At 65.4% G+C, this 21,673-nt stretch carries 17 protein-coding genes; 4 read left to right on the top strand and 13 right to left on the bottom strand.

Annotated features, from left to right (window positions below; genetic code table 11):
* Positions 1-86: 86 nt before the first annotated feature.
* From KBI52_RS23540 to KBI52_RS23505, 8 genes are all read right to left on the bottom strand, one after another.
* The gene (locus KBI52_RS23540; RefSeq protein WP_210811933.1) at positions 87-2,849 is read right to left on the bottom strand and encodes a hybrid sensor histidine kinase/response regulator; all 2,763 of its coding nucleotides are present in this window, start codon (positions 2,847-2,849) and stop codon (positions 87-89) included.
* Between the two features lie 177 nt (positions 2,850-3,026).
* Entirely contained in the window at positions 3,027-3,377 is a 351-nt protein-coding gene (locus tag KBI52_RS23535; RefSeq protein ID WP_210811932.1) for a GFA family protein, read from the bottom strand.
* Between the two features lie 28 nt (positions 3,378-3,405).
* Entirely contained in the window at positions 3,406-3,672 is a 267-nt protein-coding gene (locus KBI52_RS23530; RefSeq protein WP_173946743.1) for a hypothetical protein, read from the bottom strand.
* The gene (gene ppdK, locus KBI52_RS23525) at positions 3,673-6,351 is read right to left on the bottom strand and encodes a pyruvate, phosphate dikinase (protein WP_210811931.1); all 2,679 of its coding nucleotides are present in this window, start codon (positions 6,349-6,351) and stop codon (positions 3,673-3,675) included.
* Positions 6,352-6,631: 280 nt separating this feature from the next.
* A complete protein-coding gene (locus tag KBI52_RS23520) occupies positions 6,632-7,267 on the bottom strand; it encodes a L,D-transpeptidase (RefSeq protein WP_173946745.1) in 636 nt (211 codons plus the stop codon).
* A gap of 183 nt (positions 7,268-7,450) precedes the next feature.
* Positions 7,451-9,706 (bottom strand): glycine--tRNA ligase subunit beta, encoded by a 2,256-nt coding sequence (gene glyS / locus KBI52_RS23515; protein WP_210811930.1) that lies wholly within the window; start codon positions 9,704-9,706, stop codon positions 7,451-7,453.
* Between the two features lie 44 nt (positions 9,707-9,750).
* Positions 9,751-10,692, bottom strand: coding sequence for a glycine--tRNA ligase subunit alpha (locus KBI52_RS23510; RefSeq protein WP_173946747.1), 942 nt, complete (start codon positions 10,690-10,692; stop codon positions 9,751-9,753).
* A gap of 117 nt (positions 10,693-10,809) precedes the next feature.
* Positions 10,810-11,694 carry a S49 family peptidase gene (locus KBI52_RS23505; RefSeq protein WP_247654596.1) on the bottom strand — a complete coding sequence of 295 codons (885 nt, stop codon included), beginning with the start codon at positions 11,692-11,694 and terminating at the stop codon, positions 10,810-10,812.
* A gap of 164 nt (positions 11,695-11,858) precedes the next feature.
* On the opposite strand from KBI52_RS23505, the gene KBI52_RS23500 reads away from it, so the two are divergent.
* Positions 11,859-12,179: a hypothetical protein gene (locus KBI52_RS23500; protein ID WP_210811929.1), complete on the top strand. Its 321-nt coding sequence runs from the start codon at positions 11,859-11,861 to the stop codon at positions 12,177-12,179.
* A 29-nt stretch (positions 12,180-12,208) separates the two neighbouring features.
* On the opposite strand, the gene KBI52_RS23495 is transcribed toward KBI52_RS23500, so the two are convergent.
* On the bottom strand, positions 12,209-12,949 hold the full coding sequence (locus KBI52_RS23495; RefSeq protein ID WP_210811928.1) for a tRNA1(Val) (adenine(37)-N6)-methyltransferase: 741 nt from the start codon (positions 12,947-12,949) through the stop codon (positions 12,209-12,211).
* Positions 12,942-13,166 (bottom strand): DUF2007 domain-containing protein, encoded by a 225-nt coding sequence (locus KBI52_RS23490; RefSeq protein ID WP_173946750.1) that lies wholly within the window; start codon positions 13,164-13,166, stop codon positions 12,942-12,944. The genes KBI52_RS23495 and KBI52_RS23490 overlap by 8 nt, the downstream gene beginning before the upstream one ends.
* A 114-nt stretch (positions 13,167-13,280) precedes the next feature.
* Here KBI52_RS23490 and KBI52_RS23485 point away from each other — a divergent pair, with 114 nt between their 5' ends.
* Entirely contained in the window at positions 13,281-14,300 is a 1,020-nt protein-coding gene (locus tag KBI52_RS23485) for a polyprenyl synthetase family protein (RefSeq protein ID WP_173946751.1), read from the top strand.
* 15 nt (positions 14,301-14,315) lie between these two features.
* Here KBI52_RS23485 and KBI52_RS33690 read toward each other — a convergent pair whose 3' ends face one another.
* A complete protein-coding gene (locus KBI52_RS33690) occupies positions 14,316-16,967 on the bottom strand; it encodes a hypothetical protein (protein ID WP_305797902.1) in 2,652 nt (883 codons plus the stop codon).
* 523 nt (positions 16,968-17,490) lie between these two features.
* Between KBI52_RS33690 and KBI52_RS23470 the strand changes: the two genes are divergently transcribed.
* Positions 17,491-18,297 carry a MetQ/NlpA family ABC transporter substrate-binding protein gene (locus KBI52_RS23470; RefSeq protein ID WP_173946752.1) on the top strand — a complete coding sequence of 269 codons (807 nt, stop codon included), beginning with the start codon at positions 17,491-17,493 and terminating at the stop codon, positions 18,295-18,297.
* Positions 18,298-18,431: 134 nt separating this feature from the next.
* On the opposite strand, the gene KBI52_RS23465 is transcribed toward KBI52_RS23470, so the two are convergent.
* Both KBI52_RS23465 and KBI52_RS23460 read right to left on the bottom strand, forming a co-directional pair.
* On the bottom strand, positions 18,432-19,295 hold the full coding sequence (locus KBI52_RS23465; RefSeq protein WP_210811927.1) for a 4-(cytidine 5'-diphospho)-2-C-methyl-D-erythritol kinase: 864 nt from the start codon (positions 19,293-19,295) through the stop codon (positions 18,432-18,434).
* Between the two features lie 188 nt (positions 19,296-19,483).
* Positions 19,484-21,271 carry a tetratricopeptide repeat protein gene (locus tag KBI52_RS23460; protein ID WP_173946754.1) on the bottom strand — a complete coding sequence of 596 codons (1,788 nt, stop codon included), beginning with the start codon at positions 21,269-21,271 and terminating at the stop codon, positions 19,484-19,486.
* Positions 21,272-21,395: 124 nt separating this feature from the next.
* On the opposite strand from KBI52_RS23460, the gene KBI52_RS23455 reads away from it, so the two are divergent.
* Positions 21,396-21,557, top strand: a complete 162-nt coding sequence (locus KBI52_RS23455; RefSeq protein ID WP_173946755.1) for a hypothetical protein — start codon at positions 21,396-21,398, stop codon at positions 21,555-21,557.
* Positions 21,558-21,673: the final 116 nt, after the last annotated feature.

The raw sequence follows: 21,673 nt of genomic DNA, 5'->3' as shown, positions 1-21,673 counted from the left end.
CTTCAAATGGTCGGGATGGCCGGGACAAGCCTGGCCATCCCGACCAAAGTTTTTCGGCACATCGCCGGCGACCGTCATGCTCGATGCTAGGGACCGTGAATGATCGCCTCGATCCTGGCTGCGAGAGCCTCAAGGGTGAAGGGCTTGGCGATGACTTCCATCCCCGGTCCCAGGAAGCCCGCCGAGAGAATGCTGCTCTCCACATAGCCCGTCATGAAGAGAACGTTCAGATCCGGCCGCTCCGCGCGGAACGCGTCAGCAAGCTGCCGCCCGTTCAAGCCGGGCAGCCCCACATCGGTCAGAAGGAGATCGATCGGCTGGCCGGTTTGCAGAACCACGAGTCCCTTCGGCCCGTCTTCGGCCTCCAGAACGCGGTACCCCTGCTCCTTGAGCATCTCCACGATGAGCCCGCGCACGACGGTCTCGTCCTCGACCACGAGCACGGTTTCGTGAGCCTTTGCGCGCGCGCCCGTGACCGCCGTGGCCGAGGGGTCCTGGGGTTCCGTATCGCCGAGATATCTCGGCAGCAGGATCGTGACGGTGGTGCCCCGGCCGATGGCCGAGGAGATCCTGACATGGCCGCCGGACTGCCTGACGAAGCCGTAGACCATGGAAAGGCCGAGACCGGTACCCTGCCCGATCGGTTTCGTGGTGAAAAAGGGTTCGAAGACCCTCGCGAGCACATCGTCGGACATGCCGGACCCGGTGTCGGAGACCGACAAGGCGACATAGGGGCCGGGTTTGACGTCCTGCTGGGTGGCCGCGTAGGCGTCGTCGAGCTCCACATTGTCCGTCCCGATGGCGATGGACCCTCCGTCCGGCATGGCGTCGCGGGCGTTGATGACCAGATTGAGCAGAGCACTTTCCAGCTGGTTGGGATCGCAGAGGGTGAGCCAGAGATCCCGGCAAGACCGCAGCTCGACCTGGATCGTCTCGCGGACCGTGCGCCGGAACAGCTCCTCCATCGAGGCGACGAGAGCGTTCGCATCGACGGGCTTCGGATCGAGGGGCTGTCGTCTGGAGAAGGCGAGAAGGCGGTGCGTGAGCGCGGCCGCCCGGTTTGCCGAAGACATGGCGGCATCGACATAGCGTTCGATATCGCCGGCGCGTCCCTGGGCGATGCGGGTTCGGATGAGATCGAGGCTGCCGATCACGCCGGTCAGAAGATTGTTGAAGTCGTGGGCGATGCCGCCGGTCAGCTGGCCGACCGCCTCCATCTTTTGCGACTGCCGAAGCGCCTCCTCGGCCTGTCTCAGCGCCTGGGCGGCCTCCTCCTCGGCCGTGATATCGCGCCCGACCGCGTGGATGAAATGCTCGTCCGACACTGCCGTCCAGGCAATCCAACGGTAAGAGCCGTCCCGATGGCGCAGTCTGTTCTGGACGCTGCAGGTCGTCAGGGCATGCGCGAGCCGCCCGACGGCCAACTGTGCTTCGCTCTGGTCCTCGGGATGGATGAAGTCGAGCAGGGGCGCCTGAAGGAGATCGCCGTTCTTCCAGTCGAGCATGCGGCCCCAGGCCGGATTGGCCGTCACGATCGTTCCGTTGAAGTCGGCGACAAGCATCAGGTCGGTCGACAGATGCCAAAGGCGATCACGGTCCCGCGTGCTCTCCTCGACCCGCTTTTCCAGTCTGGCGTTCAGATGAACGAGTTCCTCGGCGGCGGTCTTCTGATCATGAATATCAGTGTTCGTACCGATCCACCGGATGACACCCCCGTCGGTGTCCCGCACGGGGACGGCTTTCGACAGGAACCACCGGTAGGTCTCGTCGCGGGCCCGCTTCAGCCTTATCTCGCCTTCGAAGACCGTGCCGTCCTTAAGGGCGCGCCGCCACGCCCGGGCGACAACCGGAAAATCCTCCGGATGGACGATACGCTCCCAGGCGCCGTTCGCCAGGTCGTCGAGCGTGATACCGAGATATTCGGGGAAGCGCCCGTTCGACCACTCCACCGATCCGCCCGGTCCCGCCTCCCAGACCTGATGCGGAACCGCCTCGACGAGAGCCCTGAACCGCTCCTCGCTGGCGCGCAGCGCCTCCTCTGACGCCTTCCGTTCAGTAATATCTCGATAGAAGCTGACGATGCCGCCGGGAACCGGGCAGACGCGCAGTTCCAGCCACCGGTCCTTGCCGAAGCCGAGATAGCGGCGCTCAAACGAGATCTGCACCTGTTCTGCGAGGCACCGACGATAGGCCATTTCCAAAGCGGAGCCCGCCGAGGTAGGCCATGCCTCCCATTGAATCTTGCCGATGATCTCCTCCGCCTGACGCCCGTCATATTTGAGCGCCGCGGGGTTGAGCTTCACGACTCGGAACTCCTCGTCGAACACGACGAAGCCGTCGCCGAGCACGTCGAGAACCGCCTCCGACCGCGCATTGCTCGCGCTCAGCTCCCGCTCTTGCCGGACATGACCGGTCACGTCATGGCCCTGCACGGCCACTCCCAGAAGCACCCTGCCCCCGCCCCAGACAGGCTGGAAGGAGAACTCGACGAACCGCTCCTCCGCGATGCTCCCGGCATCCGTTTGCGAGAAGATCGCGACCCGAAGGGGGTCCGGAAGCGTCAGGCCGGCGCGGGCTTGGTCGAGACGCTCCTTGAAGCCGGGCCAGCGGATCAGCGGTGTTGCGTCGAGGGGGCAATCGGCAATGTCCCGCCCTCCGACAAGCTGACGGAAGGCGTTGTTGGTCAGAGTAATGATGTCGTCCGGGTGACGCAGGAAGCAGAAGAAGCCGGGTCCCTGCTGGAGGATAGGCAGAAACTCCGACGCTGCAACGTCGGACTCCCCGCAATCCTTGGCTGCGGAATGGGCGCCGCGCAAGTCACGAATGACGTCATCCTTCGTAACGCTCAAACTCTCCGGCATCCTGAGCTTTCGGACGGGGAGCGGCGATCCTTCAGTCGACACCGCCCCTTCTGTTCTGATCAAATAGAGCTTTTCGCCCCTGCGAGAAGGAGCAATTTAAACAATATTTCATTTCGATTCAATTGCCCTTGAGGCAGGCACGGCTCGGAACTGGGCGGCCCGAACTCAGAAGCTCCGCCCGTCGACCGGAATGGTGTCGAGTTCGGACAGGGTCACGCCCTCGAGGCAGCGGACATTGATCGCCACCGTGGCCTCTCCGGTCGGCTTCTGCCCCTCGCCGAAGGGGGCGCAGCCGCATTCCGCGCAGAAGCGATGCCGGATCCTGTGGGTGTTGAAGGTGTAGGTGGACAGGCCGTCCTCTCCGCGAAGGAGCGTCATCGCCTCCCGGGGCACGAAGGTCAGGAGATAGCCTTTCCGGCTGCAATGGGAGCAATTGCATTCGAGGATCTGTTGCAGATCCGTCTCGACCACGTACGCGACCGCGCCGCAATGGCATGAACCCTCGTGCCGCGCCATCCGTGCCCCCTGCCCCTGTCCGCGATCGTTATCCCAAGGCTACCATCGCGGTCACGATCAAGCCAGCGCCGATCACCGCCACGAATCGATCCCCCATGGTGAGCGGTTCGGCTTTGCCCTGGGCGGAGAGTTGGCCGATGATGAGATCCAGGATCAACGATACGGCGAAGGGCCAGGCCGCCGGCGGAACGGCGGCCTGCTGCCAGGCGGGCCGCTGCAGCATCAGGAGCCCGATGGCGATGCCGGATGCCAGCACCACCCCGACATAGAGAAGGCGCGTCCGAGACAAGACCATCTAGGCCTGGCTCGCCGCCTTGTTGCCGAGGGCCGCCTGCGCGGCCGCGAGGCGCGCGATCGGCACGCGGTAGGGCGAGCAGGACACATAGTCGAGACCGACCGACTGGCAGAAATGGATCGACGCCGGATCGCCGCCGTGCTCGCCGCAAATTCCGAGCTTGATGCCCTTGCGGGTTGTCCTGCCGCGTTCGGCCGCGAGCTTCACCAGCTCGCCCACCCCTTCCTGATCGATCGTGACGAAAGGATCCGCCGGCAGCAGTCCCTTCTGCGTGTACGGGCCCAGGAACGAAGCCGCGTCGTCGCGCGAGATGCCGAGGGTCGTCTGGGTGAGGTCGTTGGTGCCGAACGAGAAGAACTCGGCCGATTCCGCGATCTCGCCGGCGCGCAGCGCTGCGCGCGGCAGCTCGATCATCGTGCCGACCTGATACTCGACCGCGACGCCACTTTCCTTCGCCACCGCCTCCGCCATGGCGACGATGCGCTCCTTCACGAGGTCGAGCTCCGCCTTCGTCATGACGAGCGGCACCATGACCTCCGGCACGACCGGCTGGCCCGTCTGCTTGCCGGCGTCCACCGCCGCCTCGAAGATGGCGCGTGCCTGCATCTCGGCGATCTCAGGGTACGCCACCGCCAGACGGCAGCCGCGGAAGCCGAGCATCGGGTTGAACTCGTGCAGCTCGCGGGCGCGGTGCCTGAGCTTGTCCACCGAGGCGTTCATGGCCTTCGCCACCTCGTCCATCTCGGCTTCCGAATGCGGCAGGAACTCGTGCAGCGGCGGATCGAGCAGGCGGATCGTGACCGGCAGGCCGCTCATGATCGAGAACAGCTCGGCGAAGTCCTTGCGCTGCATCGGCAGCAGCTTGGCGAGCGCCGCCCGGCGACCGGCCTCGTCGTCCGACAGGATCATCTCGCGCACCGCCACGATGCGGTCGCCCTCGAAGAACATGTGCTCCGTGCGGCACAGGCCGATGCCCTCCGCCCCGAAGGTGCGGGCGGTCTTGGCGTCGAGCGGCGTTTCCGCGTTGGCACGCACCTTCATGCGGCGCACCTTGTCGGCCCAGCCCATGAGGGTGGCGAACTCACCCGACAGTTCGGGCTCCAGCATCTTGACCTGCCCGAGCAGCACTTGGCCGTTGGAGCCATCGATGGTCAGCACGTCGCCCTTCTTCAGAACCTGACCGGCGACGGTGAGGGTCTGCGCCGCGTAGTCGACGCGGATCGAGCCGGCGCCGGACACGCAGGGCTTGCCCATGCCGCGGGCGACCACCGCGGCGTGCGAGGTCATGCCGCCGCGGGTGGTGAGGATGCCCTCCGCCGCATGCATGCCGTGGATGTCCTCAGGAGACGTCTCGATGCGCACGAGGATGACCTTGAGGCCGGCCTTCTTGGCCGCCTCGGCGTCGTCCGAGTTGAATACGACCGCGCCTGAGGCAGCCCCCGGCGAGGCCGGCAGGCCGGTGGCCAGGATCTTGCGCTCGGCCTTGGGGTCGATGGTGGGATGAAGCAGCTGGTCGAGGGCGGCCGGCTCCACGCGGGTGATGGCTTCCTCTTGCGTGATCAGACCCTCGGAGGCGAGCTCCACGGCGATGCGGAGCGCGGCTTTCGCCGTGCGCTTGCCGTTGCGGGTCTGAAGCATCCAGAGCTTGCCCTTTTCCACCGTGAATTCCATGTCCTGCATGTCACGGTAGTGCTTCTCGAGGATGCCATAGATGCGCACCAGCTCGTTGTAAGCCTCGGCCATCGCCTGCTCCATCGAAGGCTTGGTGGAGCCGGACGCGATGCGGGCCTTTTCGGTGATATCCTGCGGGGTGCGGATGCCCGCCACCACGTCCTCGCCCTGGGCATTGATGAGGAACTCGCCGTAGAGCTCCTTCTCGCCGGTCGAGGGATTGCGCGTGAAGGCGACGCCCGTGGCGGACGTCTCGCCCATGTTGCCGAACACCATGGCCTGCACGTTCACCGCCGTACCCCAGCTCGCCGGAATGCCGTGCAGTTCGCGGTACTTGATGGCGCGGTTGTTCATCCAGGAGCCGAACACGGCCCCGATGGCGCCCCAGAGCTGCTCCTGTGGGTCCTGGGGGAAGGGCTTGCCGAGCTCCTTCTCGACGAGGCTCTTGTAGCGCGGCAGGATGGCCTGCCAGTCCTGCGCCGTCATGTCCGTGTCGAGCGTGTAGCCCTTGCGGTCCTTGTACTCGTCGAGGATCTCCTCGAAGTGGTGGTGCTCGAGGCCCAGCACGACGTTGGAATACATGGTGATGAAGCGCCGGTACGAATCATAGGCGAAGCGCTCGTCGCCCGCCCCCCTGGCGAGGGCCCCGACGGTCACGTCGTTGAGCCCGAGGTTGAGCACCGTGTCCATCATGCCGGGCATGGATGCGCGGGCGCCGGAGCGGACGGAGACCAGAAGCGGGTTCTCCGCATCCCCGAAGGTGCGGCCCGTGAGACGTCCGACATAGGTCAGGGCGTTCTCGACCTGGGCTTTCATCTCTTCCGGGTAGGAGCGGCCGTGATCGTAGTAATAGGTGCAGACCTCGGTCGTGATCGTGAAGCCCGGAGGGACCGGCAGTCCCAGATTGGACATCTCGGCCAGGTTGGCCCCCTTGCCGCCGAGCAGGTTCTTCATTCCCGCCTGGCCCTCGGCCTTACCGTCCCCGAAGGTATAGACCCACTGCGTCATCGCTCGATCCCTTGGCTCTGAATACGCCCTGCTGCAGCGCAGGTGTTGGCTTGAAACATGTGGAGCCCAAACGCAAGCTGAACAGCCACGGTTCCGGAATATTCAGGAGGTTCGCCTTTCGGACATCGGGGCCTGCTCAGCCTGTCGGGTGGATGCTGGGCTCCCGCCGTGCGGTCACGCCTGCAGGCTGAACGATGCCTGGGACGACCCCGACGACAAGAAGAGCAAATAAAAATGGCCGGGACAGGCCCGGCCATTGTGATCCGTCATGAACCGGGGCTCACACCCGGTAGCGGCCGTTGCGTTTGACGTAGACCGTCGTGCCGACCGGGACGCGCTCGTAGAGGTCGGCCACGTCCTCGTTCAGCATGCGCACGCAGCCCGAGGAGAGCTGCTCCCCAATGCTCCATGGCTCGTTCGTCCCGTGGATGCGGAAGAGGATGTCGCGGCCATCCTGGTAGAGATAGAGCGCGCGGGCACCGAGCGGGTTGTCGAGGCCGGCTTCCACGTAACGCGGCAGCTCGGGCTTGATGCCGACCATCGTCTTGGTGGGCGACCAGGCCGGCCAGACCCCCTTGCGACCAACCGACGCAATGCCCTTCCAGGAGAAGCCCTGCTTGCCGACGCCCACGCCGTAGCGGATCGCCCTGCCCTCGGGCTGGACGAGATAGAGCATGCGCTCGTCGATATCGACCACGATGGAGCCCGGCTTCTCGGAGCCGTTATACGCCACCGTCTGGCGGGCGTATTTCGCGTCCATCTTGCGCCGGTCGACCAGCGGGATGTTGTGCGGCTTGTCGGGCATCATGCCGACATACCAAGCGGAATCGGCCACCGTAGCGACCGGCTGCTGGGCGGTCTGGCAGGCAGCAAGGGGCGCGCCCAGAAGAGCGGCAATCAGGAGGCGTCGAATCATCTTCGGTCTTCTGAATTTGGATCGGTTGCCGCCTACCTAGAGCCTAGGCGGCCCGTTGGCTGTGCCCCTCAGGCCACACCTTAACATGAATTAACCCGCGGAGAATCTCTCATGCGCGTGGCGCAGACCTCCGGCATTTCGGGCGGGATCCAGCGCAGGACCGGATCCCTGCCCCAAACGCGGCTAGCCCTCGATGCGGGAGAAATCCGCCACCGTGCGGGTCGCCGCGCGGATATCGTTGAGGAGCCGCAGGCGGTTGGCCCTGAGAGCTTGGTCCGCCGCGTTCACGGTCACCTTGTCGAAGAAGGCGTCCACCGGCTGGCGCAGGCGCGACAGGGCGCGCATCGCCCCCTCGAAATCCTCCGCTTCCACCGCGGCGGCCGCCTCGCGCTTGGCACCGTCGAGAACGACGGCGAGCGCCTTCTCCTCGATCTGCCCCTGGTCGCCGACGATCTGGAGGTCGGGCGCCTCGTCGTAGGAGCGCCCGTCCTTCTTCTCCTCGATGCGCAGGATGTTGGCCGCGCGGCGATAGCCCGCGAGCAGGTTCTTGCCGTCCTCGGTATCGAGGAAACGCCCAAGCGCCTCCACGCGGCGGACGATCATCAGAAGGTCGTCCTGGCCCTCAAGGGCGAACACGGCATCGATGAGATCATGACGCGCACCCTGGTCGCGGAGATAGACTTTCAGACGGTCGGCGAAGAAGGCGAGGAGGTCGAGCGCACGAGCGTGCATGAGACGCGCCAGCGTCTCACCTTCGACGATCTGCCGCTGCCGGAAGATTGCGGCCAGCTCGGCGACAGAGGGATGTTCGACAACGGGAGCGAACGGGCTCTGCTCAATCGCGTCGACGAGCTCCTTCGCCTTCAGAAACTCAGCAAAGAGAGCCGCATTGGCCGTTCTGGCGAAGGGCTTTGCAAGCAGGCTGGTGAGCGAAAGCTTGAGATTGTTCTCCAGCACCAGCCTGATCACGCCCAGCGCCGCACGACGCAGTGCGTAGGGATCTTTGGATCCCGTCGGCTTCTCGTCGATGGCCCAGAAGCCGACCAGCGTGTCGATCTTGTCGGCGAGCGCCACGGCCACCGACACGGGATCGGTCGGCACGCGGTCGGACGGGCCGAGGGGCTTGTAATGCTCCTCGACGGCCGCCGCCACGGACGCGTGCTCGCCCTGGAGCGTCGCATAGTAGCGGCCCATGAGGCCCTGCAATTCAGGGAATTCGCCCACCATCTCGGTCACGAGATCGGCCTTGGCGAGGCGTGCCGCACGCTCCGCGAGTTCAGGGTCGGCGCCGACCATCGGGGCCAGTTCCCTGGCGAGCGCCGCGATGCGCTCCACGCGCTCGTACTGCGTGCCGAGCTTCTCGTGGAACACGATGCTCTTCAATTTCTCGAGCCGGTCCTCCAGCTTCACGCGCTGGTCCGTCTCCCAGAAGAACTTGGCGTCGGAGAGGCGCGCGCGCACCACGCGCTCGTTGCCGCCCACGATCGTCTTGCCGCCATCGCTGGCGACGAGGTTGGACGTCAGCAGGAACTTGTTGGCGAGCCTGCCGGTGGCCGGGTCACGCAACACGAAGCATTTCTGGTTCGCCCGGATGGTGGTGCGGATCACCTCCGGGGGAATATCGAGAAACGCTTCGTCGAACGAGCCCATGAGCACCACGGGCCATTCCACGAGGCCGGCGACCTCCTCGAGCAAGCCCTCGTCCTCGACGAGCTCCAGCCCCTGCGCGAAGGCCAGGTCCTTCGCGTCGTGCAGGATCATGTCCTTGCGGCGGTCCGTGTCGATCACGACCTTGGCGCGCTCCAGGGCCGGCGCGTAATCGTCGAAGCGCTTCACGCGGATCTCGCCGGGCGCCAGGAAGCGGTGACCCTTCGTGACGTCGCCCGAAACGATCCCATCGATATCGAAGCGCACGACCTCCGGATCCTCGGTTTCGGGCCCGAACGTGCAGATGATCGAGTGCAGCGGGCGCACCCAGCGCAGCGAACCCGGCTCACGCGAGGCCGCGCCCCAGCGCATGGATTTCGGCCACGGAAAGGTTTTCACGATCCCGGGCAGAATCTCGGCCAGCACGTCGGGCGTCGAGCGGCCGGGCTTCTCGATGACGGCAACGTAGAACTCGCCCTTCTTCGGATCGCTCTCGATCTTCGCCTGCTCGATGGAGGACAGCCCGGCACCCTTCAAAAAGCCCTGGATCGCCGCGTCGGGCGAGCCGACGCGGGGACCTTTGCGCTCCTCGCGCACGTCCTGCCCCTTCACGGGCAAACCCGCCACCTGGAGGGCCAGCCGGCGCGGCGTGGCGAAGGCCTTGGCGCCCTCATAGAGGAAACCACGCTCCACGAGCGCATCGGTCACGAGCTTCTTCAGATCCTCCGCCGCGCGGCGCTGCATGCGGGCGGGAATTTCTTCGGAGAATAGTTCGAGGAGGAGATCGGGCATCGGAGAACTTTATGTCTGAGGGAGGAAGCGGATGGCAGCGGCGGTCACGCCGCCACGCCCCCGCCCTCGGTCTTCAGCCATGCCGCGCCGCAGGCCTTCGCCAGTTCGCGGACGCGCAGGATGTAGCTCTGGCGCTCGGTGACGGAGATCACCCCGCGGGCGTCGAGCAGGTTGAACACGTGGCTGGCCTTGATGCATTGGTCGTAGGCCGGCAGCGCCATCAGGTGGCGGTTGTCGTTAGAGTTAGGTCTCGGCTCGCCGGCCTCCAGGTACTTGCGGCAGGCGGCCTCCGCGTCGCGGAAGTGCCGGAACAGCATCTCCGTGTCGGCATGTTCGAAGTTGTGGCGCGAATATTCCTGCTCGGCCTGGAGAAACACGTCCCCGTAGGTGACCTTCCGGTCGCCATCGAGCCCGTTGAAGTTGAGGTCGTAGATCGACTCGACGCCCTGCAGGTACATGGCGAGGCGCTCGAGGCCGTAGGTCAGCTCGCCCGCCACCGGGGAGCATTCGAAGCCGGCCACCTGCTGGAAATAGGTGAACTGCGACACCTCCATGCCGTCGCACCAGCATTCCCAGCCGAGGCCCCAGGCGCCCAGGGTCGGGCTCTCCCAGTCGTCCTCGACGAAGCGGATGTCGTGGATGCTCGTGTCGATGCCGATGGCCTTGAGCGAGCCGAGATAGAGATCCTGCAGGTTCGGCGGGTTCGGTTTCAGGATCACCTGGAACTGGTAATAATGCTGAAGCCGGTTCGGGTTCTCGCCGTAGCGCCCGTCCTTGGGGCGGCGGGAGGGCTGGACATAGGCGGCGCGCCAGGGCCTGGGGCCCAAGGCCCGCAGGGTCGTGGCCGGGTGGAAGGTGCCTGCGCCGACCTCCATGTCGTAGGGCTGGAGGATGACGCAGCCCTGCTCCGCCCAGTAGCGCTGAAGCGTGAGGATCAGACCTTGGAAAGAGCGCGCAGGGTTCATGTGCGCGGGTTCGCTCGTCATGTCGGCGTCCGGTTTGGCTTTGAAAAATGTCAGGCGAACCCTTGGGATGACGGGCCGCCCAAGTCAAGCACCGGGGTGTCCCGGCGAGTATTCCTGCAGCCGCTGGCCACTGCTCCCTTACAGCCCCAACCGCGCCCAGGCGGCCCGTTCTTCCAGGGCCCCGACGATCTCGCCGGGGTCGATCAGGCTGCTCTGTCCGAGCGAGCGCCGGCCGAGCAGGCGCCCCAGCAACGGCGGGCGGGCCGGCTCGATCATGCGGAACTGCACCTTGTCGCCAAAGCGCTGGCGCAGGATGGTCCGGATGTCGCCTAACCCGTCGACGAGCCCGAGATCGAGCGCCTCCGCCCCGACCCAGAAGGCGCCGGAGAAGAGATCGTCGTAGGAATCGTTGAGCTTCTCGCCCCGGCGGTCGCGGACGAGCCCCACGAAAACCTCGTGGATCTGGCGCTGGAGCCCCTTCAGGCGCACCACGTCGTCCGGATTCTCGGGCCGGAACGGATCGAGCATCGCCTTGCTCTTGCCGGCCGTGTGGACCCGCCGCTCGATGCCGATGCGCTCGATCAGCTCGTGGAACCCGAAGCTCGCCGACACCACTCCGATGGAGCCCACGATGGAGGCCGGGTCGGCGTAGATCTCGTCGGCCGCACAGGCGATCATGTAACCGCCGGAAGCCGCCGCATCCTCCACGAAGGCGATCACGGGGAGCTCCTTCTCCTCGGCAAAGGCCCGGATCCGCTTGAAGATCAGGTGCGACTGGGCGGCCGAACCGCCCGGCGAGTTGATGACCAGCGCCACCGCCTTCGCGCCCGGCACCGAGAAGGCGCGCTCCAGCAAGGGCGCGACGCTTTGCATGGCCAGCCCCTGGCGCAGGGGCATCACGGCCCCGATCGGCCCCGAGAGGCGAACCACGGGCACGATGGGGTTGGGATAGGCGCGGTACTTGGCCGGAAGGAGGAATTGAAGACGAGCCGGGAGCATGGAGGAGAACGATGTTTGAGCCATGGCTGTTATCTAGGGTGCACGGCCCGGCTTCCCAAGATGAACATACCGTTAGGGAAATTGTCGGGCTGCGTTCAGTTAAGACCGATTAAATCTTGATCATGGACAACAGCCCGGTCGTGACACCGTTTCACGCTGGTGTCTGGGCGGAGTTGAGGAGAGAATGAATGCGTAAGCTGATGTTCGGCCTTCTTGGTTTTGCGGCCCTGAACTTCGGGGCGCTGTCGGTTCAGCCGGCAGAAGCGCAACCCTATTACGGAGGCTACGGCTATCGGGGTCCCGCCGTGACGGTCCAGTACGGGCGCCCTTATTATGGCGGCCCGCGGTACGACCGCCCCTATTACGGACGCCCCTACGGGGCCTATCGCCCCGCCCGCGCGGTACGCCGCTGCTGGGTCGAGCCGCGGCGGGTGTGGAACGGCTACCGCTGGGTGCGCCGGCCGATCGAGGTCTGCCGCACGGTCGGCAGACCTGGTTACCGCTGGTAAACTCGGAGGGCCCCCATCGGGGCCCTCTCTCATAGAAGGATGGCCTCTCCCCGGTGAAGAGCCTCCGCCTGTGGGGTGAAGCGGCCGTCCGGCCCGTTCAGGATCACCGGCGGCAGGATGCTCACGGGGGCCCGGCTGTCCTTGATCCCGGACAGGAGCAAGCGAATGGCCGGCCGGTCGGCGCTCGGATGCACGAAGCGGAGTTCCAGACCTCCGAGCCATTTCCCCAGAATCCGGAGACATTCGAGCGTCCGATCGGCCCGGTGGATCAGGACGAGCCGGCCTTTCGGCTTGAGAAGTCCCGTGCAAATCTTCAGCCAAGCGTCCAATCCGCCGACGGGCAGCGCATGAGCAGCTGCCCGGCCGCGATCGGGCGAGATCCGCGCGTGACCCTCCTCGAGGAACGGCGGATTGGTGAGGACGAGATCGGCGCTCCCGAGCCTGAGACCTGCAGCCTCGCGGGAGGTCCTGTCGAGCACGTCCGCGACGGCGACCTCGCCCGCGACGCGGTTGTCCCGGCAGTTGCGGCGGCACAATTCGGCGAGGTGAGGATCCCGCTCCACGAAGACGAAGCGCGCAGCGTCCTGCCGCGCCGCCACCATGAGGCCGACGGCTCCGGTCGCCGCGCCCACATCCATTACCATGTCGCCGGGCCTCGCCTCGGCAGAGACTGCGAGCAGCACCGCATCGGTGCCGGCCCGGTGCCCCTTTTGCGGCTGCAGGAGGCGGACCCGCCCGTTCAGGAGGAGATCCTCCGTGATCTCAGCCATGTCGCAGCTCGCCCGCGAGCCCGGCTTCGGAGACAAGGCGGCGGGCCTGGGCCAGGTGATCCTCCGGCACGAGAATCCGGCGCGGAAAGGCGCCGGTCATACCCTCCAGGGCGCTCATGTGCATGTCTGCCACGAAAACCGGGATATTGGCGTTTTCCAGGAGGGATTGTAGGAAGCCGACCAGAACGAGATCGCTGGTGCGGACGATTTCGACCATCGGCTTGAGATCCTTCCCCTGCGGTAAGCGTTTGCATTGCAGCATGGAAAGTGCCATGCCACGGTGACTGATATTCCTACCGGCCAAGCCGGCCGGCAACCCGGGTAGTGAGACGTGGGCGTCGTCGTTCCGTTCGAAGACAAGCATCCCGAGAAGAATGCGGGCATCGAGAAGCTCGTGTCCCTTGTGGCCTCCGACATGGAACGGGTCAATGCGATGATCCTGTCGCGGACGGGATCCGAGGTCACGATGATCCCCGAGGTGGCGAACCACCTGATCTCGTCCGGGGGCAAGCGCCTGCGGCCCATGCTGACGCTCGCAACCGCCGGGCTCTCCGGCTACCAAGGCGACGGGCACGTAAAGCTCGCGGCCTCCGTCGAGTTCATGCACACCGCCACCCTCCTCCACGACGACGTGGTCGACGAGAGCGACATGCGCCGCGGCAAGATCGCCGCCCGAATCAAGTGGGGCAACGAGGCCAGCGTACTCGTCGGCGACTTCCTGCTCGGACAGGCCTTCCGCATGATGGTGGAAGTGGGGTCACTGCGGGCGCTGGACATCCTTTCGGCGGCCGCAACGGTGATCGCCGAAGGCGAGGTGATGCAGCTCGCCGCCGCCAAGAACACCGAAACCACGGAGGACGAGTACCTCGCCGTGATTCGGGGCAAGACGGCCGAGCTCTTCGCCGCCGCCTGCGAGGTGGGTCCGGTCATCGCCGGGCGCCCGAAGGCCGAGCAGGCCGCATGCCGCTCCTACGGGATGAATCTCGGGATCGCCTTCCAGCTCGTGGACGATGCTCTGGACTATGGCGGCAAGGCCGCCACACTCGGCAAGAACGTGGGCGACGATTTCCGCGAGGGCAAGATCACCCTGCCGGTGGTCCTGTCATTTCGGCGCGGCACCGACGAGGAGCGCGCCTTCTGGAAGCGCGTGCTCGAGCAGGGTGAGATCGAGGACGCGGATCTCGAGCAGGCCATCGCCATCATGCGCCGGCACCGGGCCCTCGAGGACACCGTCGAGCGGGCCCGGCACTACGGCGCCATGGCCCGCGACGCCCTCGCGCTCTTCCCGTCGAGCCCGATGAAGCAGGCCCTGCTCGACGCGGTCGATTTCTGCATCGCCCGGGCCTATTGAGCGGACACTCTGCCGTCAGACGAAGAGGAAATCCTTGAAGGAGATCTCGCCGCCGATCTTCTTATCATAGGTCACGGTGGCGATCTCCAGGGCCTTCTGCTTCGTGCCCGCGCCGTCCGCATCGAAGAACAGCTTGTAGGTCTTGCCATTCACCTTTTTGGCGATGAAGAAGTCGTTCCGATCCGTGGCCTTATCGAACGTGAACCAGCCCTTCCTGATCGTGACCGCATGGTCGAGCGAGGCGTTCTTGCCCCTTAGGTACTTGGCGATGGTCGCGTTGCCGAAGGCGGCATCGTCGAAGTAGAACGCATCGTATTTGAACTGAGCATCCTTCACCGTATCGGTGTGGCTCTTATAGTTGCTCTTAGTCACCTTGATGTCGAACAGGAATGCGTCCTTGTTCGGGTCCATCCGGCTCCATTTGCCGCCGGCGAGCGTGTCCCTGCCGGCCCCGCCCGAGAGGATGTCACCGCCGCTGTCGCCGGTGAGCGTGTCGGCGCCCACACCGCCGAACAAGCGATCGTGACCTGCTCCGCCACCGAGCGTGTCATTGCCTCCGCCACCATAGAACACGTCGTCGGCCGCGCTGCCTGCGGTCTTCTCCGGATCTTCGTTGGTGACATGTACCACGAGGTCCTTGGCGTAGGTTGCCCCGCCCTTGTCTGTCACCTGCACGGTGAGCTTGTGCGAGGAGGCCTGCTCATGATCGAGCCTGAAGCCGTCAGCCACCAGCAGCCTGTTGCCTTCGATCGTGAACCGCCCGTCCGGGTTGACGATGGCGAAGCTATGCGTTTCGTCCTCATCGATGTCCGCGGCTGACAGCGTGCCAATGAGCGTTCCGGCCTTGGCGAGTTCGGCCACCGCCGGGTTGCTCAGCATGATGTTGCTTGGGGCATTGTCGCTGTCATCGTTGAGGATCGTGCCGTTCGCGCTCCCGGTCCCGATGGCTCCGCCGACGCCTGCCCCGTAGAGTTCGACCGTGAAGGTCTCGTCCGCCTCGAAGAGGAGATCGCCCCGAACCTTCACGGTGATCGTCTGCTCGGTCACCCCCGTTGCCATGGAAATCTCGCCGGTCATGACGGCAAAGTCGTTGGCCCTGACGGAGCCGGCGGGAAGCTGCACACGCCATTTGACGCTGCCATCGCCCACGTCGCTGGAGCGGGTGATCTTGAAAGTGAAATCGGTGGTGACGCCTTCGGATCCCTCGCGCCTGCTGGCCTGAACGGCCGCGACCGAGAAGACGCTCTCCGGAGGCATTCCGCCGACGGCATTCAGATCCACGGTCTGGTCGGAAAAGCTCGCCTTCTCCACGTTGCGGAGTTCGTCGGTGCCGTCTCCGTTCTGGCGGGTGTCCTTCACGATGTATCGGCCATTGCCGAACGCGTAGATCCTGTAATCCGCGCGGGCGCCGGAAAAAACCGCCGTGTCCTCATCCGCCACACTATCGAGAACATCATCGCCCAGGCCGCCATTGAGCCGATCATTTCCTGCGCCGCCCCATAGAATGTCGCTCCCACCGGCGCCGTTCAGGGTATCGTTGTGATAGCCGCCATCGAGCCTGTCGGTGACATTCGTCCCGTTCCAGACGAGCCCCGTCGTGTGAGCCGGGCCGGAGTAATGCGTGGTGACCGTGACGTTCGCTGGCTTCCGTTGCGTGGTATAGTCCGTCCACGGCACGTTCCGCTCCACCATCGGGTTTTCGAAGGAGTAGTAGCTCCAGAGAAACGAACCGGCGAGCCAGCGGCCGCCATAGTTCTCCATGACTTTGAACAGGGCTTCGTAGCAGTCGACCTGCTCCTGGGGATCGTATGTGCCGCTGCCGCCGAACACGCCTGGGTCCTTGTTGGCCCCATCCATGCTCTTGTAGCCGACCTCGGTGAACAGCACCTGCTTGCCGTATTTCTCCGAGAGCGCCTTGTAATAGTCGACGACGGACTTGCCCCCGTGCAGGGTGTCGCGGATCCAGGGATTGAAATGCGGCTTCACCCAGGCGTCGACGATCTGGTCGACGGTTGGATCGTTCACTGTCGAAGACGGGATGTAGGCGTCGACGCCGATGAAGTCGACCTTGTCCCAGAAGCCGACCTTCTGCACCGTGTCGTAGGTCGCCGCGTAGGTGATCTTGCCGGAATAGACGGCGCGCACGGCATCGATGATCTCGGTCCATTTCTGCGTATAGGTCTTTCCGTCGCTGCAGGTCTTAGCCGGGTCGATCATGCTGTTCATTTCGGTGCCGACGCAGATCATCTCCGCGCCGGCCGCCTGAGCCACCTTGGCGTATTCGACCATCATGGCCTTGTAGCTGGCGAACCAAGCCTTGGGGTCGGTGGGTGCGAATTCCGCGCGCCAGACGCGATCACTCGTCTCCACGTGCGGCTTGAGCACGACCTTGAGGCCGCGGGTCTTGGCCGCCAGAACGGACTGCTTCACCTGCTCGAAGGTGTCGCTCTCGTTGTCCCAGGGATTGTTCGGATCTCCGAGGTGCAGTTCCACCGCGTTGCTGAACTTGTTGGCCTGGAAGAAGTTGGGGATGATCGTGACGGTGTTGGCGCCGGTCGCCACGATCTGGTTCATCGCCTTCAGGCCCGTCTCTGCGAGAATCTGTCCACCCCAGTAGGACGGCTGCGTGATGCCTTCCCACTCGAAGATCTGGCCGGGGCTGCTCATGACTCGGGGCTCCTGCTCTTGAAGACTGACGGCTGGCGTGAAGCTACCAGCCGAATCATGAGTTACTTTATAACAAGTCGCAGGCGGCGCGTCTTTCAGCCGAATGGATGAGCGCGTCTATGTCGCTTCCAAGACGCAGGGCCGAACGGCTTAGGCCCTGAACGCATAACCGGTGTGTTCTTTTTACAGAACAATTTGGTTGACTTAAAAGCCGGCAGGGCTACAAAGATCCCGTCTCGCGGCGGCTCCGGCCACAGTGAGACCGCGGCGATTTGAGACGAGCAGCTTGCCCCGCGTCATCAAAGGCTAAAGCGCCACGAGCGGCCTCCGCCTCGTGGTTCACGAGGATCGATCGGTTATGACGCGCTGCACTTCCATGACGGCATCCCTGCCCCTTCCTCGGCCTCTTCAGGCTGAGCGGTGTTGTCGCTGCGCGGCCTGATCGTTCTCGAACAAAAGCCCCGAACCACATGTCCGGCTTCGAGTTGAAGCCCGGACGCACTTTGCCCGAAAGGTAGACCCCATGTCCGTTTTCACCCGCCGCGCCCTCCTGTCCGCGACCGTCGCGCTCGGTGCCGCACTGGCCGCCGCGCTGCCGGCCGCCGCCCAGCAGAAGAGCATCAAGGTCGGCGTCATGTCCGGGGCCGAGGAAGAGGTCGCGCAGGTCGTCAAGAAGGTCGCGGCCACCAAGGGCCTGAATGTCGAGCTCGTGCCCTTCTCCGACTACGCTCTCGTCAACGAGGCCTTGGAGCGCAAGGACCTCGACGCAAACGCGTTCCAGCACAAGCCCTATCTCGACGCGCAGATCGCCGCCCGGGGCTACAAGATCGTTCCCGTCGGCTTCACCTTCGTTCAGCCGATCGGCCTCTACTCCACCAAGGTAAAGGCCGTCGCCGACCTGCCCAAGGGCGCCAAGATCGGCATTCCGAACGATCCGAGCAACGGCGGCCGCGCGCTCAACCTGCTGGCCGCTGAAGGCCTGATCAAGATCAAGGAGGGCCAGGGCCTGTCGCCGAGCCTCCTCGACATCGCCGAGAACCCGAAGGGCATCAAGTTCTCCGAGCTCGACGCCGCGCAGCTGCCCCGCGCCCTGCCCGACCTCGACGCGGCGGTGATCAACACCGACCATGCGCTCAATGCGGGCCTCGACATCCGCAAGGACACGATCGCGGTCGAGAAGCGCGAGGGCAACCCCTATGCCAACTTCGTGGCCGCTCGCCAGGGCGACAACCGTGCGGAGATCAAGACCTTCGTGGAATCCTACCAGTCCCCCGAGGTCGCCAAGTTCCTGGAAGAGCGCTTCAAGGGCGCTATCATCCCGGCCTGGTAAGCGGCCGAAGGGCTCTCTCATCCCTCGCCCCGTCATGGCCGGCCCTGTGCCGGCCATCCCGATCCGGTGAGGCTCGGCGATTCAGACAATCGGGATCACCGGGACAGGCCCGGTGATGACAAGGGGAAGAACCGCTACCGAAGGCTCGTCGCCTTCGCCCACCAATCCGGCCGCGCGCGCCGGACGGCCTTCGCGGCCTCCGCGGCCGTCTCGCAATCATCGTAGAGGCCGAACACGGTGGCGCCCGATCCGGACATGCGGGCCAGCCGGCAGCCTTTCGTCCGCCGGATCAGGCCGAGCGCCTCGCCGATCAGCGGCTGAAGACGCAGCGCGGGCGGCTCGAGATCATTGCGAGCGGCCTGCAACGCATCGATGAGGCCGCTCCGCTCGATGCTCGGATGGCCCTCGCCGGCCAGTCGCTGGCTAGGCTGCAGCGCGAGCGCCTTGAACACCGCCGGGGTTTCCACCGGCACGCGCGGGTTGACCAGGGCGGCGAAGAGGCGCGGCAGATCCAGCGAAGCCCCAATCTCAGCGCCCGTGCCCCGCATCATGCGTGCTTTCGGTTCCAGGCAGACGGGCACGTCCGCTCCCGTCAGCCGGGCCGCATCCTGGACGGCCGGATGCGACAGCGGCAGGCCGTTGAGGCGCGCCAAGAGCCGCAGGGCCGCGGCCGCATCCGAGGACCCGCCTCCGATACCGGCTGCCACGGGCAGACGCTTGGTGAGGTGAAACGTCCCGAGCCGGAGGCCCTCCACGCGGTCGGCCAGGAGACGCGCCGCCTTCAGGACGAGATTGTCGGCACCGCTTCCGGCGAGCGCGGCCGTCGGACCATCCACCTCGAGCGCCAGTCCCGCTCCGGGTTGGAGCCGCAGGTCGTCCCCCGTGCCGGCGAATGCCACGAGGCTCTCGAGCTCGTGATAGCCGTCGGCCCGGCGCCCGAGCACGTGGAGCGTCAGGTTGATCTTGGCGGGCGCGCGGGTGGCAAGCGGCTGAGGCATGGCGCTTCCATGCCCGAGAGCGGGCGTGATGGGAAGGCCTGCCGCGCCGCGGGCGCCGGCCTTCCCTTGTCCTTGTCATGGCCGGGCTTGTCCCGGCCATCCCGACCCGGCAAGGCTCAACGCTTCAAGCAATTGAGATCACCGGCACAAGGCCGGTGATGACAGAGGGGAATATGGTTCGACAGGCCTTAGCCGCCGTTGTGCTTCGGCACTTCCGGCTGAGGCGGCGGTGCGTTCTCGGCGGCGGCCGGCTTCGGATCCTCTTCGAGACCATTGTCGATCTTCTTGAGGATCTTCACGAGTTCCTCGTGCTCCGGATCCGAGTTCTTGGCGTGGTCCCACTGGAACTTCGCCTCGAGCTTGCGGCCGACCTTCCAATAGGCATCGCCCAGATGGTCGTTGATGGTCGGATCGCCGGGCTTGAGCTCCACGGCCTTCTCCAGCTCGCGCACCGCGTCGTCGTAGCGGCCCATGCGGTAATAGGCCCAGCCGAGCGAGTCGATGATCATGCCGTCGCGCGGGGCAAGCTCGACGGCCTTCGTGAGCATCTTGAAGGCTTCGTCGATATTCATGTTCTGGTCGACCCAGGAATAGGCGAGATAATTCATCACCTGCGCCCGGCCGGCCGGCAGCCCCTCGGGGACGAGCTCCAGGGCCTTCTTCAGGTCGGCCTCGGCCTTGTCCCACTGCTTCGCGCGCTCATAGGACGTGCCGCGATAGAAGTAGAGGATCCAGTGGCCGCGCTCCGGCTGGCCGATCAGCTTGATCGCCTTGTCGTAGGTGTCGGCCGCCTCGGCGAACTTCTTGCGCGAGCGCTGCACGTTGCCGAGCGCCATGACGACCTCCACGTCGTCCGGCCGCTCCTTCATGAGCTTTTCGAGATGCGCGATGGCGTCGTCGCCCCGTCCCATCAGCTCGAAATTGTGGCCGATGGAGATGTCGGCGCTCGGCCGCACGGGAGAATCCTTGGGGATGCGATCGAAGATCGCATTCGCCTTGTCGTACTGCTTCAGGCGCTCGTAGACGTCGCCCAGGGTGACGAGGGCGAGCGGATGATCGCCCTTCAGGTCGAGGCCGAGGCGCAGATAGATGATGGCGGTGAGCTCGTCGCCCTGGGTGTTGCCGACGACGCCGAGCCCGTAGAGCAGCTCGGCCGCACCGTCCTGCGCGGTGTTGACCAGCGGCAGGAGCGGCTTGTCCTCCTCCAGCGCCTTCATGGCCGCACGGACGATCGGATGGCGCGGCGCGGCCTCGTCGAAGGCCTTGTAGATCTTCAGGGCCTCGTCCTTGCGGCCGCGCTTGGCGAGGAAGCGGCCATAGGCGTCGACCACCTGCAGGGTGTTGCGCTCGCCCTCGTAGGCGGCCTTGAAGCGCTTCTCGGCCTCGACGGGGTTGCCCACCACATCGGCGATGAGGGCGGCATGATATTCCCTGAACTGGTCGAAGGCCCGCTCGTTCTTGAGCTTGTCGACGGTGGCGAGCGCCTGCTTGCCGTCCTTGGCGCCGGCATAGGTCCAGGCGGTCAGGAGCGTTGCCGTCAGATCGGCCTGACGCCCGCGGGCGCCCTTCGAGAGGCGCGTCCGGGCATCGGCGTATTTCTGGCCCTTCAGGGCCCGGACCGCGAGGGCGAACTGCGCCAGGTTGTTGGACGAGTCCTGGCCCGAGAGGCGCTCGGCCGCGCGCACGGCCTCGTTCATGGACCCGTTGGCCAGGAAGGCCACGAAGGCCCGCTCCAGAAGCTCCTGGTTGCGGGGATCCTCCTGGATCGCCTCCCGGAAGAAGATGGTCGCCGCCTCGGTGTCCCGCGCGGAGCCTGCCACGTAGGCGGACAGGAAGTTGCCCTCCAGGCTCTGGGCAGGCTGCAGGATCTCGTCTTCCGTGTTCGCAGCGACGGCCGGAGCGGCCAGCAGGCCGGCAGCCACCAGCATCAGGGCAGGCAGCCCCTTACGGGCAAAGGACTTTTTCAAGATGGGCACGAAGCGCGGCTCCAAAAATCACAGCATCTCTCGTCAGGGGAGATGTGCGCCAAATCAGGCCGGAGAATGGCGTCTCCCTCTGATGGCCGCAAGGGGACAATTGCCGCTGGGGCGTAAAAGCGTCGTGAGGAGCGGAATCGTCGGGAACGCCCTCTTCCTGTCGTCACCGGGCATCCCCGACCCGTCCCGGCTGATCGAGACGCGGCGCCCGTCCGGATCGGGATGGTCCGGCACCGATCCTCTCCCCGTCATCGCCTGGCTTGTCCCGGTGATCCCGCTTCTGTAGGGCGCCGCGCCTTTTCGTATCGGGATGGGCCCGTCCTGATCCTCTCTCCCGGTCATCACCGGGCTTGTCCCGGTGATCTCGATTGTCTGAGGTGCGGCGCTCTTCCGGATCGGGAT

The organism is Microvirga sp. HBU67558 (assembly GCF_018069605.1).
GTDB lineage: Bacteria > Pseudomonadota > Alphaproteobacteria > Rhizobiales > Beijerinckiaceae > Microvirga > Microvirga terrae.
The sequence above is the reverse complement of the archived record's forward strand: the minus strand, read 5'-3'. Positions and strand labels throughout refer to the sequence as shown.